The sequence below is a fragment of the Stenotrophomonas forensis genome, from assembly GCF_028752115.1.
GTDB lineage: Bacteria > Pseudomonadota > Gammaproteobacteria > Xanthomonadales > Xanthomonadaceae > Stenotrophomonas > Stenotrophomonas forensis.
Window position 1 is genome coordinate 849767 of sequence record NZ_CP082270.1, and the last position, 16558, is coordinate 866324.

General features: G+C 62.6%; 21 protein-coding genes. All 21 read left to right on the top strand.

What is annotated here, in order from left to right:
- The first annotated feature begins 84 nt into the window (after positions 1–84).
- The 21 genes from rpoC (at position 85) to rpsH (ending at position 16549) form a co-directional block, all read left to right on the top strand.
- The gene (gene rpoC, locus K5L94_RS03890; RefSeq protein ID WP_004154358.1) at positions 85–4308 is read left to right on the top strand and encodes a DNA-directed RNA polymerase subunit beta'; all 4224 of its coding nucleotides are present in this window, start codon (positions 85–87) and stop codon (positions 4306–4308) included.
- Positions 4309–4592: 284 nt separating this feature from the next.
- Positions 4593–4967, top strand: a complete 375-nt coding sequence (gene rpsL, locus K5L94_RS03895) for a 30S ribosomal protein S12 (RefSeq protein WP_004145320.1) — start codon at positions 4593–4595, stop codon at positions 4965–4967.
- 12 nt (positions 4968–4979) lie between these two features.
- Positions 4980–5453 (top strand): 30S ribosomal protein S7, encoded by a 474-nt coding sequence (rpsG, locus tag K5L94_RS03900; RefSeq protein WP_004145321.1) that lies wholly within the window; start codon positions 4980–4982, stop codon positions 5451–5453.
- A gap of 141 nt (positions 5454–5594) precedes the next feature.
- Positions 5595–7736 carry an elongation factor G gene (gene fusA / locus K5L94_RS03905; protein WP_004154359.1) on the top strand — a complete coding sequence of 714 codons (2142 nt, stop codon included), beginning with the start codon at positions 5595–5597 and terminating at the stop codon, positions 7734–7736.
- Positions 7737–7787: 51 nt separating this feature from the next.
- Positions 7788–8978, top strand: coding sequence for an elongation factor Tu (gene tuf / locus K5L94_RS03910; RefSeq protein WP_004154360.1), 1191 nt, complete (start codon positions 7788–7790; stop codon positions 8976–8978).
- A gap of 332 nt (positions 8979–9310) precedes the next feature.
- The gene (rpsJ, locus tag K5L94_RS03915) at positions 9311–9622 is read left to right on the top strand and encodes a 30S ribosomal protein S10 (RefSeq protein ID WP_005408208.1); all 312 of its coding nucleotides are present in this window, start codon (positions 9311–9313) and stop codon (positions 9620–9622) included.
- Positions 9623–9633: 11 nt separating this feature from the next.
- Positions 9634–10284: a 50S ribosomal protein L3 gene (gene rplC / locus K5L94_RS03920; RefSeq protein ID WP_004145336.1), complete on the top strand. Its 651-nt coding sequence runs from the start codon at positions 9634–9636 to the stop codon at positions 10282–10284.
- A 12-nt stretch (positions 10285–10296) separates the two neighbouring features.
- Positions 10297–10902, top strand: coding sequence for a 50S ribosomal protein L4 (rplD, locus tag K5L94_RS03925; protein ID WP_004145337.1), 606 nt, complete (start codon positions 10297–10299; stop codon positions 10900–10902).
- Positions 10899–11198, top strand: a complete 300-nt coding sequence (gene rplW / locus K5L94_RS03930) for a 50S ribosomal protein L23 (RefSeq protein ID WP_004145338.1) — start codon at positions 10899–10901, stop codon at positions 11196–11198. The genes rplD and rplW overlap by 4 nt, the downstream gene beginning before the upstream one ends.
- Positions 11199–11208: 10 nt before the next feature.
- Positions 11209–12036, top strand: coding sequence for a 50S ribosomal protein L2 (rplB, locus tag K5L94_RS03935; RefSeq protein ID WP_004154484.1), 828 nt, complete (start codon positions 11209–11211; stop codon positions 12034–12036).
- A gap of 6 nt (positions 12037–12042) precedes the next feature.
- Complete coding sequence (gene rpsS / locus K5L94_RS03940) at positions 12043–12312, top strand: 30S ribosomal protein S19 (protein ID WP_004154485.1); 270 nt, start codon at positions 12043–12045, stop codon at positions 12310–12312.
- Positions 12313–12324: 12 nt separating this feature from the next.
- Entirely contained in the window at positions 12325–12660 is a 336-nt protein-coding gene (rplV, locus tag K5L94_RS03945) for a 50S ribosomal protein L22 (RefSeq protein ID WP_004145348.1), read from the top strand.
- An 18-nt stretch (positions 12661–12678) separates the two neighbouring features.
- Positions 12679–13413, top strand: coding sequence for a 30S ribosomal protein S3 (gene rpsC, locus K5L94_RS03950; protein WP_004145350.1), 735 nt, complete (start codon positions 12679–12681; stop codon positions 13411–13413).
- 5 nt (positions 13414–13418) lie between these two features.
- Positions 13419–13832, top strand: a complete 414-nt coding sequence (gene rplP, locus K5L94_RS03955) for a 50S ribosomal protein L16 (RefSeq protein WP_004154486.1) — start codon at positions 13419–13421, stop codon at positions 13830–13832.
- Complete coding sequence (rpmC, locus tag K5L94_RS03960) at positions 13832–14017, top strand: 50S ribosomal protein L29 (protein WP_004154487.1); 186 nt, start codon at positions 13832–13834, stop codon at positions 14015–14017. The genes rplP and rpmC overlap by 1 nt, the downstream gene beginning before the upstream one ends.
- 11 nt (positions 14018–14028) lie before the next feature.
- Positions 14029–14298 (top strand): 30S ribosomal protein S17, encoded by a 270-nt coding sequence (gene rpsQ, locus K5L94_RS03965; protein WP_004154489.1) that lies wholly within the window; start codon positions 14029–14031, stop codon positions 14296–14298.
- Positions 14299–14310: 12 nt separating this feature from the next.
- Entirely contained in the window at positions 14311–14679 is a 369-nt protein-coding gene (gene rplN / locus K5L94_RS03970) for a 50S ribosomal protein L14 (RefSeq protein WP_004145357.1), read from the top strand.
- A 16-nt stretch (positions 14680–14695) separates the two neighbouring features.
- Entirely contained in the window at positions 14696–15013 is a 318-nt protein-coding gene (gene rplX / locus K5L94_RS03975) for a 50S ribosomal protein L24 (RefSeq protein ID WP_004154490.1), read from the top strand.
- Between the two features lie 11 nt (positions 15014–15024).
- Positions 15025–15567 carry a 50S ribosomal protein L5 gene (rplE, locus tag K5L94_RS03980; RefSeq protein ID WP_004154491.1) on the top strand — a complete coding sequence of 181 codons (543 nt, stop codon included), beginning with the start codon at positions 15025–15027 and terminating at the stop codon, positions 15565–15567.
- Between the two features lie 18 nt (positions 15568–15585).
- Complete coding sequence (gene rpsN, locus K5L94_RS03985; RefSeq protein WP_005408209.1) at positions 15586–15891, top strand: 30S ribosomal protein S14; 306 nt, start codon at positions 15586–15588, stop codon at positions 15889–15891.
- Between the two features lie 259 nt (positions 15892–16150).
- Positions 16151–16549: a 30S ribosomal protein S8 gene (gene rpsH, locus K5L94_RS03990; protein WP_005408210.1), complete on the top strand. Its 399-nt coding sequence runs from the start codon at positions 16151–16153 to the stop codon at positions 16547–16549.
- The last annotated feature ends 9 nt before the right edge of the window (positions 16550–16558 follow it).

The window sequence follows — 16558 nt, forward strand, 5'->3', positions numbered from 1 at the left end:
ATGCCGGCGCGGCGGTCAGCCGCCGCGCCGCTGGCAGTCAACTGAAAGCCCATCGACACAGCATTCCTCCTTCTGGAGAACACCATGAAAGACCTGCTCAACCTCTTCAACCAGCAGCGCCAGACGCTGGACTTCGACGCGATCAAGATCGCGCTGGCCTCGCCGGACCTGATCCGTTCGTGGTCCTTCGGCGAAGTGAAGAAGCCGGAAACCATCAACTACCGTACCTTCAAGCCGGAACGTGACGGCCTGTTCTGCGCCGCCATCTTCGGCCCGGTGAAGGACTACGAGTGCCTGTGCGGCAAGTACAAGCGCATGAAGCACCGCGGCGTGGTCTGCGAGAAGTGCGGCACCGAAGTGACCCTGGCCAAGGTGCGCCGCGAGCGCATGGGCCACATCGACCTGGCCTCGCCGGTCGCGCACATCTGGTTCCTGAAGTCGCTGCCGTCGCGCATCGGCCTGATGCTGGACATGACCCTGCGCGACATCGAGCGCGTGCTGTACTTCGAAGCGTACGTGGTGACCGAGCCGGGCCTGACCGCCCTGGAGCGCCGCCAGCTGCTGACCGAAGAGCAGTACCTGCAGGCCCGCCAGGAGCACGGTGACGACTTCGACGCCGCGATGGGCGCCGAGGCCGTGTACGAACTGCTGCGCACGATCGACCTGCAGTCGGAAATGACCCGCCTGCGCGAAGAAATCGCCGCCACCGGTTCGGAAACCAAGCTCAAGCGACTGACCAAGCGCATCAAGCTGATCGAAGCCTTCCTGGAATCGGGCAACCGTCCGGAATGGATGGTCATGACCGTGCTGCCGGTGCTGCCGCCGGACCTGCGTCCGCTGGTTCCGCTGGACGGCGGCCGCTTCGCGACCTCCGACCTGAACGACCTGTACCGCCGCGTCATCAACCGTAACAACCGCCTGCGCCGCCTGCTCGAACTGAGCGCGCCGGACATCATCGTGCGCAATGAAAAGCGCATGCTGCAGGAATCGGTCGATGCGCTGCTGGACAACGGCCGTCGCGGCCGTGCCATCACCGGCACCAACAAGCGCCCGCTGAAGTCGCTGGCCGACATGATCAAGGGCAAGCAGGGCCGCTTCCGCCAGAACCTGCTCGGCAAGCGCGTCGACTACTCGGGCCGTTCGGTCATCGTGGTCGGTCCGTACCTGCGCCTGCACCAGTGCGGCCTGCCGAAGAAGATGGCGCTGGAGCTGTTCAAGCCGTTCGTGTTCGCCAAGCTGCAGCGTCGTGGCCTGGCCACCACCATCAAGGCCGCCAAGAAGCTGGTCGAGCGCGAAGAAGCCGAAGTCTGGGACATCCTGGAAGAGGTCATCCGCGAGCATCCGGTGATGCTGAACCGTGCGCCGACCCTGCACCGCCTTGGCATCCAGGCGTTCGAGCCGGTGCTGATCGAAGGCAAGGCCATCCAGCTGCACCCGCTGGTCTGCACCGCGTTCAACGCCGACTTCGACGGTGACCAGATGGCCGTCCACGTGCCGCTCTCGCTGGAAGCCCAGCTGGAAGCGCGTGCGCTGATGATGTCGACCAACAACATCCTGTCGCCGGCCAACGGCGAGCCGATCATCGTGCCGTCGCAGGACGTCGTGCTGGGTCTGTACTACATGACCCGCTCGCTGGAAAACAAGAAGGGCGAGGGCATGGCCTTCGCCAACATCGCCGAAGTCAAGCGTGCCTACGACAACCGCGTGGTGGAACTGCACGCGCGCGTCAAGGTCCGCATCACCGAGGTGGTGACCGACGAAGACGGCGTGAAGCAGAACAAGACCTCGATCGTGGACACCACGATCGGTCGCGCCCTGCTGGCTGAAATCCTGCCGGAAGGCCTGCCGTTCGCGCTGGCCAACACCGAGCTGACCAAGAAGAACATCAGCCGCCTGATCAACTCCAGCTACCGCCAGCTGGGTCTGAAGGACACGGTCGTGTTCGCCGACAAGCTGATGTACACCGGCTTCGCCTACGCGACCCGCGCCGGCGTGTCGATCGGCATCGACGACATGCTGATCCCGGACGAGAAGAAGGGCATCCTCACCGAGGCCGAAGCCGAAGTGCTGGAAATCCAGGAGCAGTACCAGTCGGGCCTGGTCACCGCCGGCGAGCGCTACAACAAGGTGGTCGACATCTGGTCGCGCACCAACGAGCGCATCGCCAAGGCGATGATGGACACCATCGGTACCGAGAAGGTGGTCAATGCCAAGGGCGAGACCATCGACCAGAAGTCGATGAACTCGCTGTACATCATGGCCGACTCCGGTGCGCGTGGTTCGCAGGCGCAGATCCGTCAGCTGGCCGGCATGCGTGGCCTGATGGCCCGCCCGGACGGCTCGATCATCGAGACGCCCATCAAGGCGAACTTCCGCGAAGGCCTGAACGTGCAGGAGTACTTCAACTCCACCCACGGTGCCCGTAAGGGTCTGGCCGATACCGCGCTGAAGACCGCGAACTCGGGTTACCTGACCCGTCGTCTGGTCGACGTCGCGCAGGACGTGGTGATCACCGAGGTGGATTGCGGTACCACCGAAGGCCTGATCATGACCCCGATCGTGGAAGGCGGCGACGTGGTCGAGCCGCTGAAGGATCGCGTGCTGGGTCGCGTGGTGGCCGAGGACGTGTTCCTGCCGGGCAACGACGAAGATCCGATCGTCACCCGCAACACCCTGCTGGACGAAGCCTGGGTCGCCAAGCTGGAAGACGCCGGCGTGCAGAGCATCAAGGTGCGTTCGACGATCTCGTGCGAATCGGCCTTCGGTGTCTGCGGTCGCTGCTACGGCCGCGATCTGGCCCGCGGCCACCTGGTCAACATCGGTGAAGCGGTCGGCGTCATCGCCGCGCAGTCGATCGGTGAGCCGGGTACCCAGCTGACCATGCGTACGTTCCACATCGGTGGTGCGGCGTCGCGAGCTGCTGCGGTCGACAACATCACCGTCAAGACCACCGGCTCGGTCAAGTTCAGCAACCTCAAGTCGGTCGAGCACGCCAACGGCTCGCTGGTGGCGGTGTCGCGCTCGGGTGAAATCTCGGTGCTCGATGCCCACGGCCGTGAGCGTGAGCGCTACAAGCTGCCGTACGGTGCGACCATCACGTCCAAGGACGGTGATGCGATCAAGGCTGGCCAGACCGTGGCCAACTGGGATCCGCATAACCACCCGATCGTGTCGGAAGTGGCCGGCTTCATCCGCTTCATCGACTTCGTCGACGGCATCACCGTCATCGAGAAGACCGACGAGCTGACCGGCCTCGCTTCGCGCGAAATCACCGATCCGAAGCGTCGTGGTACCCAGGCCAAGGACCTGCGCCCGATCGTGCGCATCGTCGACGCCAAGGGCAACGACCTGTCGATCCCGGGCACCGACCTGCCGGCGCAGTACCTGCTGCCGCCGCGTTCGATCGTCAACCTGCAGGATGGCGCCCCGGTGGGCGTGGGCGACGTCGTCGCCAAGATCCCGCAGGAAGCGTCGAAGACCCGCGACATCACCGGTGGTCTGCCGCGCGTGGCCGACCTGTTCGAAGCGCGCAAGCCGAAGGATCCGGCGGTGCTGGCCGAGCGTTCGGGCATCATCAGCTTCGGCAAGGACACCAAGGGCAAGCAGCGCCTGATCATCAAGGACACCGATGGTTCGGAGCACGAAGAGCTGATCCCGAAGTACCGCCAGGTCATCGTGTTCGAAGGCGAGCATGTCACCAAGGGTGAAACCATCGTGGACGGCGAGCCGAGCCCGCAGGACATCCTGCGTCTGCTGGGTGTCGAACCGCTGGCGGCCTACCTGGTGAAGGAAATCCAGGACGTGTACCGCCTGCAGGGCGTGAAGATCAACGACAAGCACATCGAGGTGATCACCCGCCAGATGCTGCGCAAGGTCGAGATCACCGACCAGGGCAGCAGCAAGTTCCTGAACGGCGAGCAGGTGGAGCGCCAGCGCGTTATCGAGGAGAATGCGCGCCTGTCGACCCGCAACGAGCTGCCGGCGCACTTCGATCCGGTCCTGCTGGGTATCACCAAGGCATCGCTGGCGACCGAGTCGTTCATCTCGGCCGCGTCGTTCCAGGAAACCACCCGCGTGCTGACCGAAGCGGCCGTCCGCGGTACCTCGGACAACCTGCGTGGCCTGAAGGAAAACGTCATCGTCGGTCGCCTGATTCCGGCCGGTACCGGCCTGGCGTACCACAGCAACCGCCGCCGCGGCGCTTCCGGTCTCACCGAGTCGGAAATGCAGACCCTGGCCGGTACCCCGGCCGCGGTCGAGGCGCCGGTGGTTGAAGCCGAAGCTGAACAGGCATCGGGCGAAGAATGAGGTATCCGGTCCGGCCACAAGGCCGGACCACCCCATCGGTCCATCGATGGGATTGGGAAAGGGCAGGGGAGATCGTCCGCGGTCGACCCTGTCAACCTGAACGGGGTACATGGAGGCCCCCCAGTAACGTTCCGGGATCAGGAACGGGCTTGACAGGAGGCGTTTGACTGCTTTCCTGGCAGGTTGCTACAATCGTCTGTCTCAGCAGGCCAAAATTTCGGCCTGCTTTAACATTTCCGCATCTCTGGTCGGATTTTCCGGCCACCAATCAGAAGAACCTACTGATGGCGACGATCAACCAGCTGGTCCGCAAGCCGCGGCAAGCGACCACCTACAAGAGTGCCTCGCCGGCGCTCGACAAGTGCCCGCAGCGCCGTGGCGTCTGCACCCGTGTCTACACCACCACTCCGAAGAAGCCGAACTCGGCTCTGCGCAAGGTTGCCAAGGTCCGCCTGACCAACCAGGAAGAAGTGATTTCCTACATCGGTGGTGAAGGCCACAACCTGCAGGAGCACTCCGTGGTCCTGATCCGCGGCGGTCGCGTCAAGGACCTGCCGGGTGTGCGTTACCACACCGTTCGTGGCTCGCTCGACGCCGCCGGCGTTGCCAAGCGTCGCCAGGCCCGTTCCAAGTACGGCGCCAAGCGTCCGAAGGCATAAGGAGAGAGCACTATGTCGCGTAAGGGTAATACTCCGCAGCGTTCCGTCCTGCCCGATCCGAAGCACGGAAGCGAAACCATCGCCCGCTTCATCAACATGGTCATGCAGAGCGGCAAGAAGTCCGTCGCCGAAAAGATCGTGTACGGCGCCATGGACGTGATCACCGAGAAGAACAGCAGCGCCAACGCCATTGAACTGGTGCAGAAGGCTCTGGACAACGTCGCTCCGGCGGTCGAAGTCAAGTCGCGCCGCGTCGGTGGTGCCACCTACCAGGTGCCGGTCGAAGTGCGTTCGTCGCGCAAGATGGCCCTGGCCATGCGCTGGCTGATCGACTCCGCGCGCAAGCGTGGTGAGAACACCATGCCGAAGAAGCTGGCTGCTGAACTGATCGACGCCTCGGAAAACCGTGGCGGCGCCATCAAGAAGCGCGAAGAAACCCACCGCATGGCCGAAGCCAACAAGGCATTCGCCCACTACCGCTGGTGAGTTTGACGGCCTTGTAAAACAGGCAGGGCAGCACCACTTTGGTGCGTGCTGCCTCGCGGTCCCGGAAGGACTGCGCCAATCCGAAGGCCGCCGAAAGGCGGCGTTCGGCCATCCGAAATCCAAGAAATCTGAGAGGCTCCCGTGGCCCGTTCCACTCCCATCGAGCGTTACCGTAACTTCGGCATCATGGCTCACATCGATGCCGGCAAGACCACCACGTCCGAGCGCATCCTGTTCTACACCGGCAAGAGCCACAAGATCGGTGAAGTGCACGACGGCGCCGCCACCATGGACTGGATGGAGCAGGAGCAGGAGCGTGGCATCACGATCCAGTCCGCTGCCACCACCGCGTTCTGGAAGGGCATGGACAAGTCCCTGCCGGAGCACCGCTTCAACATCATCGACACCCCCGGGCACGTCGACTTCACCATCGAAGTGGAGCGCTCGCTGCGCGTGCTCGACGGTGCCGTCTTTGTCCTGTGTGCCGTCGGTGGCGTGCAGCCGCAGTCGGAAACCGTGTGGCGCCAGGCCAACCGCTACAAGGTGCCGCGCATCGCGTTCGTCAACAAGATGGACCGCACCGGTGCCAACTTCTACAAGGTCCGTGACCAGCTGAAGGCCAAGCTCGGCGCCGTCGCCGTGCCGATGCAGCTGCCGATCGGTGCCGAAGACGGCTTCAAGGGCGTCGTCGACCTGCTGAAGATGAAGGCCATCCATTGGGATGAAGCCTCGCAGGGCATGAAGTTCGAGTACGGCGAAATCCCGGCCGACCTGCAGGAAAAGGCTGAAGAAGCCCGTACCTACATGATCGAAACCGCGGCTGAAGCCAGCGAAGAGCTGATGGAAAAGTACCTGGGCGGCGAAGAGCTGGCCGAGGCTGAAATCATCAACGCGCTGCGTACCCGCACCCTGGCCACCGAAATCGTTCCGATGTACTGCGGTTCGGCGTTCAAGAACAAGGGCGTGCAGGCCATGCTGGACGGCGTGATCCAGCTGCTGCCGTCGCCGGTCGATGTGCCGGACGTGACCGGTACCGACGTGGACGACGAAAACGTCGCCATGACCCGCAAGTCCGACGACAAGGCTCCGTTCTCGTCGCTGGCCTTCAAGATCATCACCGATCCGTTCGTCGGCGCGCTGACCTTCTTCCGTGTCTACTCGGGCACCCTGAACGGTGGTGACACCGTCCTGAACTCGGTGAAGGGCAAGAAGGAGCGCATCGGCCGCATCCTGCAGATGCACTCGAACAACCGCGAAGAAATCAAGGAAGTTCTGGCCGGTGACATCGCCGCTGCCGTGGGCCTGAAGGACACCACCACCGGTGACACCCTGTGCTCGATCGACCAGCCGATCATCCTGGAGCGCATGACGTTCCCGGAGCCGGTGATCTCGATGGCCGTCGAACCGAAGACCAAGTCGGACCAGGAAAAGATGGGCCTGGCCCTGGGCCGCCTGGCGCAGGAAGATCCGTCGTTCCGCGTCAAGACCGACGAAGAATCCGGCCAGACCATCATCTCGGGCATGGGCGAGCTGCACCTGGACATCATCGTCGACCGCCTGAAGCGCGAGTTCAACGTTGAAGCCAACGTCGGCGCGCCGCAGGTTGCGTACCGCGAAACCATCACCCTGGCTGACGTCAAGTCGGACTACAAGCACGCCAAGCAGTCCGGTGGTAAGGGTCAGTACGGTCACGTCGTGATCGAGCTGTCGCCGATCACCGCTGAAGATCGTGCCGATGCCAAGATCGCTCCGCTGATCAAGGACGACTTCCTGTTCATCAACGACATCACCGGCGGCGTGATCCCGAAGGAATTCATTCCGTCGGTCGAAAAGGGCCTGCGCGAAACCATCACCAGCGGCCCGCTGGCTGGCTTCCCGGTCGTGGACGTCAAGGTGAAGCTGGTGTTCGGTTCGTACCACGACGTCGACTCCTCGGAAATGGCGTTCAAGCTGGCTTCGTCGATGGCCTTCAAGCAGGGCTTCGCCAAGGCCAAGCCGGTGCTGCTGGAGCCGATCATGAAGGTCGAGATCGTGACCCCGGAGGATTACCAGGGTGACGTGATGGGCGACGTCAGCCGTCGTCGCGGCGTGCTGCAGGGTTCCGACACCACCGGTGACGGCTCCGCTTCGATCATCAACGCGATGATCCCGCTGGGTGAAATGTTCGGCTACGCCACTGCGCTGCGTTCGCAGACCCAGGGCCGCGCCACCTTCACCATGGAATTCGACCACTACGAGCCGGCGCCGAACAACATCGCCGAAGCCGTCATGAAGAAGGGCTGAGCCTCGCTCAGCCTCTCCTGAAAACCACTTACAAAATCAAGGTATAGAACAATGGCAAAGGGTAAGTTCGAGCGCACCAAGCCGCACGTCAACGTCGGCACCATCGGTCACGTCGACCACGGCAAGACCACGCTGACCGCCGCACTGACCAAGATCGGTGCCGAGCGCTTCGGTGGCGAGTTCAAGGACTACTCCTCGATCGACGCCGCGCCGGAAGAAAAGGCGCGTGGCATCACGATCTCGACCGCGCACGTCGAATACGAATCCCCGGTCCGTCACTACGCCCACGTCGATTGCCCGGGCCACGCTGACTACGTCAAGAACATGATCACCGGTGCCGCCCAGATGGACGGCGCGATCCTGGTGTGCTCGGCCGCTGACGGCCCGATGCCGCAGACCCGCGAGCACATCCTGCTGTCGCGTCAGGTCGGCGTGCCGTACATCGTCGTGTTCCTGAACAAGGCCGACATGGTTGACGACGCCGAGCTGCTCGAGCTGGTCGAGATGGAAGTGCGCGAGCTGCTGAGCAAGTACGACTTCCCGGGCGACGACACCCCGATCATCGCTGGTTCGGCCCGTCTGGCGCTGGAAGGCGACCAGAGCGACATCGGCGTGCCGGCCATCCTGAAGCTGGTCGACGCCCTGGACAGCTGGATCCCGGAGCCGGAGCGCGCAATCGACAAGCCGTTCCTGATGCCGGTGGAAGACGTGTTCTCGATCTCGGGCCGCGGCACCGTGGTGACCGGTCGTATCGAGCGCGGCGTGATCAAGGTTGGCGACGAAATCGAAATCGTCGGCATCCGTCCGGTGCAGAAGACCACCGTGACCGGCGTTGAAATGTTCCGCAAGCTGCTGGACCAGGGTCAGGCAGGCGACAACGCTGGCCTGCTGCTGCGCGGCACCAAGCGTGACGACGTCGAGCGTGGCCAGGTCCTGGCCAAGCCGGGTTCGATCAAGCCGCACACCAAGTTCGAAGGCGAAGTGTACGTCCTGTCGAAGGATGAAGGCGGCCGCCACACCCCGTTCTTCAACGGCTACCGTCCGCAGTTCTACTTCCGTACCACCGACATCACCGGCGCAGCTGCACTGCCGGAAGGCGTCGAAATGGTGATGCCGGGTGACAACGTCAAGATGGTCGTCACCCTGATCAACCCGGTGGCAATGGACGAAGGCCTGCGCTTCGCCATCCGCGAAGGCGGCCGTACCGTCGGCGCCGGCGTGGTCTCGAAGATCATCGAGTAATCTGGTAGTATCTGCGCCCCGATGTTGCCTGGGTAGGGCATCGGGGCGTATCAAATGGGAAAGCAGGCACAGGATGTGCCTTGTGTTCCCCGGACCAGGAAGGGTCAATGCCATTCAGGCGGCGTCAACAGGCGACTGTTGACAGCTGCCTTGCGTGCCATTATGCTTCTACGTCTGGGCAGGCCGGGAAACTGGTCTGCCTACGTTTTTGAGGTCTATGGAGTGACCTTGGCGGCCTGCAGGAGTGCGGGCCGTCCGTATTCAGGAATTTCATGGGGCAAAGCAACCCAGAGGCTTTGTCTGTCGCTCTTTTAACGAAGGAACCTACCGCCATGGCGGACCAAAAGATCCGGATCCGGCTGAAAGCGTTCGATCATCGTCTGATCGACCGTTCGGCCAGCGAGATCGTTGAAACGGCAAAGCGGACCGGCGCGCAAGTGCGTGGCCCGATCCCGCTGCCGACCAAGATCGAGCGTTACACCGTTCTCGTCTCCCCGCACGTCGACAAGGACGCGCGTGACCAGTACGAGACCCGCACGCACAAGCGCGTGCTCGATATCGTTGACCCGAATGACAAGACCGTGGACGCGCTGATGAAGCTCGAACTGGCTGCCGGCGTCGACGTTCAGATCAAGCTGACCTGAGGACTACGACCATGACGAAGAAGTATTCGTTGGGCTTCGTGGGCCGCAAGGCTGGCATGAGCCGCGTGTTCACTGAAGATGGCCGCTCCATCCCGGTGACCCTGATCGAAGCAACCCCGAACCGCATCGCGCAGATCAAGACCGTCGAAACCGACGGCTACAGCGCCGTGCAGGTGACCGTCGGCGCGCGTCGCGCTGCCCTGGTCAACAAGCCGGAAGCCGGCCACTTCGCCAAGGCGAAGGTGGAAGCGGGTCGTGGCCTGTGGGAATTCCGCGTTGAAGACGCGCAGCTCGGCGATTTCGCCGTTGGCGGCGAAGTCAAGGCGGACATCTTCGAAGTCGGCCAGATCGTCGACGTCCAGGGTGTCACCAAGGGTAAGGGCTTCCAGGGCACCATCAAGCGCCACAACTTCCGTATGGGCGATGCAACCCACGGTAACTCGCTGTCGCATCGCGCGCCGGGTTCGCTGGGTCAGCGCCAGACCCCGGGTCGTGTTTTCCCGGGCAAGAAGATGTCGGGCCACATGGGCGCGGTGCAGCAGAGCACCCAGAACCTGGAAGTGGTCAAGGTCGACGTCGAGCGCGGTCTGATCGCGGTTCGCGGCGCCGTTCCGGGCGCGGCGGGTGGCGACGTGATCGTCCGTCCGGCGAGCAAGGCATAAGGAGAGATGACGATGGAACTCGTTATCACGGGTAGCAACAACAAGGTCTCGGTCTCCGACGCCGTGTTCGGTCGCGATTTCAGCGAAGATCTGGTCCACCAGGTCGTCGTTGCCTACCGCAACGCCGGCCGCGCCGGCACCAAGGCACAGAAGACTCGCTCTGAAGTGGCTGGTACCACCAAGAAGTCGAAGAAGCAGAAGGGCGGCGGCGCGCGTCATGGCGCACTGACGGCTCCGATCTTCGTCGGCGGCGGTGTCACCTTCGCGGCCAAGCCGCGCAGCTTCGAGCAGAAGGTCAATCGTAAGCAGTACCGTGCCGCCATGTGCGCGATCCTGTCCGAGCTGAACCGTCAGGGCCGTCTGACCATCGTGGAGTCCTTCGATGTCGAAGTGACCAACACGAAGGGTCTGATCGCCAAGCTGGCCGGCCTGGAAGTGGGCAAGCGCCCGCTGATCGTCACTGAAGAAGCCTCCGAGCACCTGTACCTGTCCGCCCGCAATCTGCCGTACGTGCAGGTGCGTGACGTGCAGGGTCTGGACCCGGTGTCGCTGGTCGGTGCCGACACGGTCGTCATCACCGCTGACGCGGTCAAGAAGGTCGAGGAGTGGCTGGCATGAACAGCAACGAAAAAATCTTCAGCGTGCTGCGTGCCCCGCGTGTCTCCGAAAAGACCGCGCGCCTGCAGGAACTCTCCAACCAGTATGTCTTCGAAGTTTCGAACGAAGCCACCAAGGCCGATGTAAAGGCCGCGGTTGAGCAGCTGTTCGACGTCAAGGTCGAAGCCGTCAACGTGGTCAACGTCAAGGGCAAGAACAAGTCCTTCCGTAACCGTGCTGGCCGCCGCGGCGATTGGCGCAAGGCGTACGTTCGCCTGGCCGATGGCCAGTCGATCGATGTAACGGCCAAGGCCTGAGGTACATCCCATGCCATTGATGAAATTCAAGCCCACCTCCCCCGGCCGCCGTTCGGCCGTGCGCGTGGTCACCCCCGACCTGCACAAGGGTGCTCCGCACGCCGCACTGGTCGAGTCGCAGAGCCGCTCGGGTGGTCGTAACCACCATGGCCGCATCACCGTGCGTCACGTCGGTGGTGGTGCCAAGCAGCACTACCGCATCATCGACTTCAAGCGCAACAAGCTGGGCATCCCGGCGCGCGTGGAACGCATCGAATACGATCCGAACCGCACCGCCCACATCGCCCTGCTGTGCTACGTCGACGGTGAGCGTCGCTACATCATCGCCCCGAAGGGCCTGAAGGCGGGTGATCAGGTGATCGCCGGTTCGGATGCCCCGATCAAGTCGGGCAACACCCTGCCGCTGCGCAACATCCCGGTCGGTACCACCATCCACTGCATCGAACTGAAGCCGGGCAAGGGCGCTCAGATCGCTCGCGCCGCCGGTGCGGCCGTGCAGCTGGTGGCTCGCGAAGGCATCTACGCCACCCTGCGCCTGCGCTCGGGTGAAATGCGCAAGGTTCCGGTCGAGTGCTGCGCCACCATCGGTGAAGTCGGCAACGACGAGCACAGCCTGGAAAAGCTGGGCAAGGCCGGTGCCAAGCGTTGGCGCGGCGTCCGCCCGACCGTTCGTGGTGCTGCCATGAACCCGGTTGACCATCCGCACGGTGGTGGTGAGGCCAAGGCCGGCCAGGGTAACCCGCATCCGGTCACCCCGTGGGGTGTCCCGACCAAGGGTTACAAGACGCGCCATAACAAGCGCACTCAGCAGTTCATCGTCCGCGATCGTAGGGGCTAATCGACCATGGCACGTTCACTCAAGAAGGGCCCGTTCGTCGATCACCACCTCGTCAAGAAGGTGGAGGCCGCTGCGGGCAGCAAGAAGCCGATCAAGACCTGGTCGCGCCGTTCGATGATCCTGCCTGACATGGTAGGCGTCACCATTGCCGTGCATAACGGCAAGAACCACATCCCGGTTCTCGTCAACGAGAACATGGTCGGCCACAAGCTCGGCGAATTTGCCATCACCCGGACCTTCAAGGGTCACGGTGGTGACAAGAAGTCGGGCAAGTAAGGAGAGATGACAATGGAAGCGAAAGCCATCCTGCGCACTGCGCGCATCTCCCCGCAGAAGGCTCGTCTGGTCGCTGACCAGGTGCGCGGTCTGCCGGCCGAGCGTGCGGTCAACCTGCTGAAGTTCTCGGACAAGAAGGCTGCCCACCTGATCAAGAAGGTGGTGGAGTCGGCAATTGCCAACGCCGAGAACAACCAGGGCGCCGACGTCGACGAGCTGAAGGTTCAGACCATCATGGTTGATGAAGGTCCGACCCTGAAGCGTTTCATGGCGCGGGCGAAAGGCCGCGGTACCCGCATCCTCAAGCGCACCAGCCACATCACTGTGGTTGTGGGCGCCGCCAAGTAAGCGGATAAGGAAAAGACCATGGGTCATAAAGTTCATCCGATTGGTATCCGCCTCGGCATTTCCAAGGACTGGAACTCCAAGTGGTACGCCAACAAGGCCGAGTTCGCTGGTTACCTGGCAGCCGACCTGAAAGTGCGCGAAATGCTGCGCAAGAAGCTGGCTCAGGCCGGCATCAGCAAGATCCTGATCGAGCGTCCGGCCAAGACCGCTCGCGTGACGATCCACACCGCCCGTCCGGGCGTGGTGATCGGCAAGCGCGGTGAGGACATCGAGAAGCTGCGCAAGGAAGTGAGCGAGATGATGGGCGTCCCGGCGCACATCAACGTCACCGAAGTGCGCAAGCCGGAACTGGACGCGCAGCTCGTTGCCGAGTCGATCGCCCAGCAGCTGGAGCGTCGCATCATGTTCCGCCGCGCGATGAAGCGCTCGGTCGGCAACGCGATGCGCCTGGGTGCCCTGGGCATCAAGGTCAACGTCGGTGGCCGCCTCAACGGTGCAGAAATCGCCCGTTCGGAGTGGTACCGCGAAGGCCGCGTGCCGCTGCACACCCTGCGTGCCGACATCGACTATGGCTTCGCTGAAGCCAAGACGACCTACGGCATCATCGGCATCAAGGTCTGGATCTACAAGGGCGAGGTCTTCGATTTCTCCCAGGTTGGCCAGGAAAAGCAGGACGACACCCCGTCGCGCAACGATCGTCACGATCGCGGCGACCGTGGTGACCGTCAGCGCCCGGCCCGTGAAGCGAGGTAACGACAATGTTGCAACCCAAGCGAACCAAGTACCGCAAGGTACACAAGGGCCGTAACGATGGCCTGAGCTGGAGCGCCAACGCTGTCAGCTTCGGCGAATACGGCCTGAAGGCAACCGCACACGGTCAGCTGACCGCGCGTCAGATCGAAGCGGCCCGCCGCTCGATCAGCCGCTACGTCAAGCGCGGCGGCAAGATGTGGATCCGCGTGTTCCCCGACAAGCCCATCACCAAGAAGCCCATCGAAGTCCGAATGGGTTCTGGTAAGGGTAACGTGGAATACTGGGTGGCCCAGATCCAGCCCGGCCGCATGATCTATGAAATCGAGGGTGTTTCCGAGGAAGTGGCTCGCGAGGCGTTCCGCCTGGCCGCCGCCAAGCTCTCGGTCACCACCACTTTCGTGACCCGTACGGTGCGCTGATGGATATCAAAACTCTCCGTGAAAAGTCGGCTGACGAACTCAAGGCCCACCTGATCGACCTGCGTAAGGAACAGTTCTCTGTCCGTATGCAGCAGGTCACCGGCCAGCTGCCGAAGACCCACGACATTCGCCGGGTCCGTCGCGAGATTGCTCGCGTCAAGACCCTGCTCGGCAGCACGAAGTAAGGATGGCCGCTATGAGCGACAATACTGAAAAGAAGACGCTGCGCACGGTCGAAGGCCGTGTCGTCAGCAACAAGATGGACAAGACGGTTACCGTCCTGGTTGAGCGTCAGGTCAAGCACGCGCTGTACGGCAAGTACATCAAGCGCTCGACCAAGCTGCACGCCCACGATGCCGACAACGCCTGCAAGGAAGGCGATGTCGTCCGCGTGACCGAGATTGCTCCGATGTCCAAGACCAAGAACTGGCGCGTGGTGGAAGTCATCACGCGTGCGGCTGAATAAGGAGTCTGAATCATGATCCAGATGCAGAGCTACCTTGACGTCGCGGACAATTCGGGTGCCAAGCAGGTGATGTGCTTCAAGGTGCTGGGTGGTTCCAAGCGCCGTTACGCCGGCATCGGCGACATCATCAAGGTCACCGTGAAGGATGCGATTCCGCGCGGCAAGGTCAAGAAGGGTGAAGTGTATGACGCCGTCGTGGTGCGTACCCGCAAGGGTGTGCGTCGCGCCGATGGCTCGCTGATCCGCTTCGACGGCAACGCTGCCGTTCTGCTGAACAGCAAGCAGGAGCCGATCGGTACCCGTATCTTCGGGCCGGTGACCCGTGAACTTCGTTCGGAGAAGTTCATGAAGATCGTCTCGCTCGCTCCCGAAGTGCTGTGAGCGACAGGAGATAATCATGGCTAACCGTATCAAGAAGGGCGACCAGGTTGTCGTCAACGCTGGCAAGGACAAGGGCAAGCAGGGCGAAGTCGTCCGCGTCGACGGCGACCGTGTGGTCGTCGCCAACGTGAACATCGTCAAGCGCCACACCAAGCCGAACCCGCAGGCAGGTGTTGCCGGCGGCGTGGTCGAGCGCGAAGCTTCGATCCATATCTCCAACGTGAATGTTCTGAACCCGGCTTCGGGCAAGGGCGAACGCGTTGGCTTCAAGGTGCTGGAGGATGGACGCAAACTGCGTGTGTTCCGCTCCAGCGGTGAGGCGCTCGACGCCTGAGGAATGAGAAGATGAGTTCCCGTCTCGAAAAGTTCTACAAGGATGAAGTGGTGCCGGCGCTGATGAAGCAGTTCGGCTACACCAATCCGATGGAAGTGCCGAAGCTGGTCAAGGTCACCCTGAACATGGGTGTCGGCGAAGCGGCCACCAACAAGAAGATCCTGGAAAACGCCGTCGGCGACATGACCAAGATTTCCGGCCAGAAGCCGGTTGTCACCAAGTCGCGTGTGTCGGTTGCGTCGTTCAAGATCCGCGATGGTTGGCCGATCGGCTGCAAGACCACGCTGCGTCGCCACAAGATGTACGAGTTCCTGGATCGCCTGATCAACATCTCGCTGCCGCGCGTGCGCGACTTCCGTGGTGTTTCCGGTCGTTCCTTCGACGGCCGCGGCAACTTCAACATGGGTGTGAAGGAGCAGATCATCTTCCCGGAAATCGACTTCGACGCCGTCGACGCGATCCGCGGTATGGATATCGCCATCACCACCACTGCGAAGACCGACGCGGAAGCGAAGGCGCTGCTGGCAGCGTTCAAGTTCCCGTTCCGTAACTGATCCGTCGAGGAAACCGAAATGGCAAAGACCTCCATGGTCAACCGCGACATCAAGCGGGAAAAGCTGGCAAAGAAGTACGCTGAAAAGCGTGCGGCTCTGAAGAAGATCGTGTCCTCCGTGGATGCGACCTACGAAGAGAAGATCGACGCCGCAACCAAGCTGGCCAAGCTGCCGCGCGATTCGTCGCCGAGCCGCCAGCGCAACCGTTGCGAGCTGTCGGGTCGTCCGCGTGGCGTGTACAGCAAGTTCGGCCTCGGCCGCAACAAGCTGCGCGAAGCCACCATGCGCGGCGACGTCCCGGGTCTGCGCAAGGCCAGCTGGTAATCCCAGCCGGCCCTGCGATCAGGAGCCCCCTCGGGGGTTCCTGAACCGGGGCAGGGGAGGCGTTCAGCCTTCCCTGAGCAAAAAAACCGAAGAGCCCGGCGCAAGCCGGGCTCTTTTGGCGTATACTCCCGCGTCTTGCCCTGTGCAAACGGGGTTGCAGGAGCGGGTCTCTGGCCCGCTGCATCAAGGGACCTGGCCCGTTTCCAGGAGACAACAGATTTTCGCGAAAGCGGATATCGGTGCACTCAAAGGTACTCATATGAGCATGACTGATCCCATCGCCGACCTGCTGGTCCGCATCAAGAATGCGGCTGCGGTTGGCAAGCAGACGGTGAAAGCCCCGTCGTCCAAGATCAAGGTTGCGATCGCCCAGGTCCTGAAGGACGAGGGTTACATCACCGACCTGCGCGTGACCCAGCTGGAAAACAACAAGTCCGAGCTGGAAATCGTGCTGAAGTATTTCGAAGGCAAGCCGGTCATCGCGACCCTGAAGCGCTTCTCGCGTTCGGGCCTGCGCCAGTACCGCGGCAAGAGCGAGCTGCCGAAGGTCATGAACGGCCTGGGTATCTCCATCATTTCCACCTCCAAGGGCATCATGACTGATGCGCAGGCGCGCCAGCTGGGCGTCGGCGGCGAAGTCCTGTGCTTCGTGGCCTAAGGCGAAAGG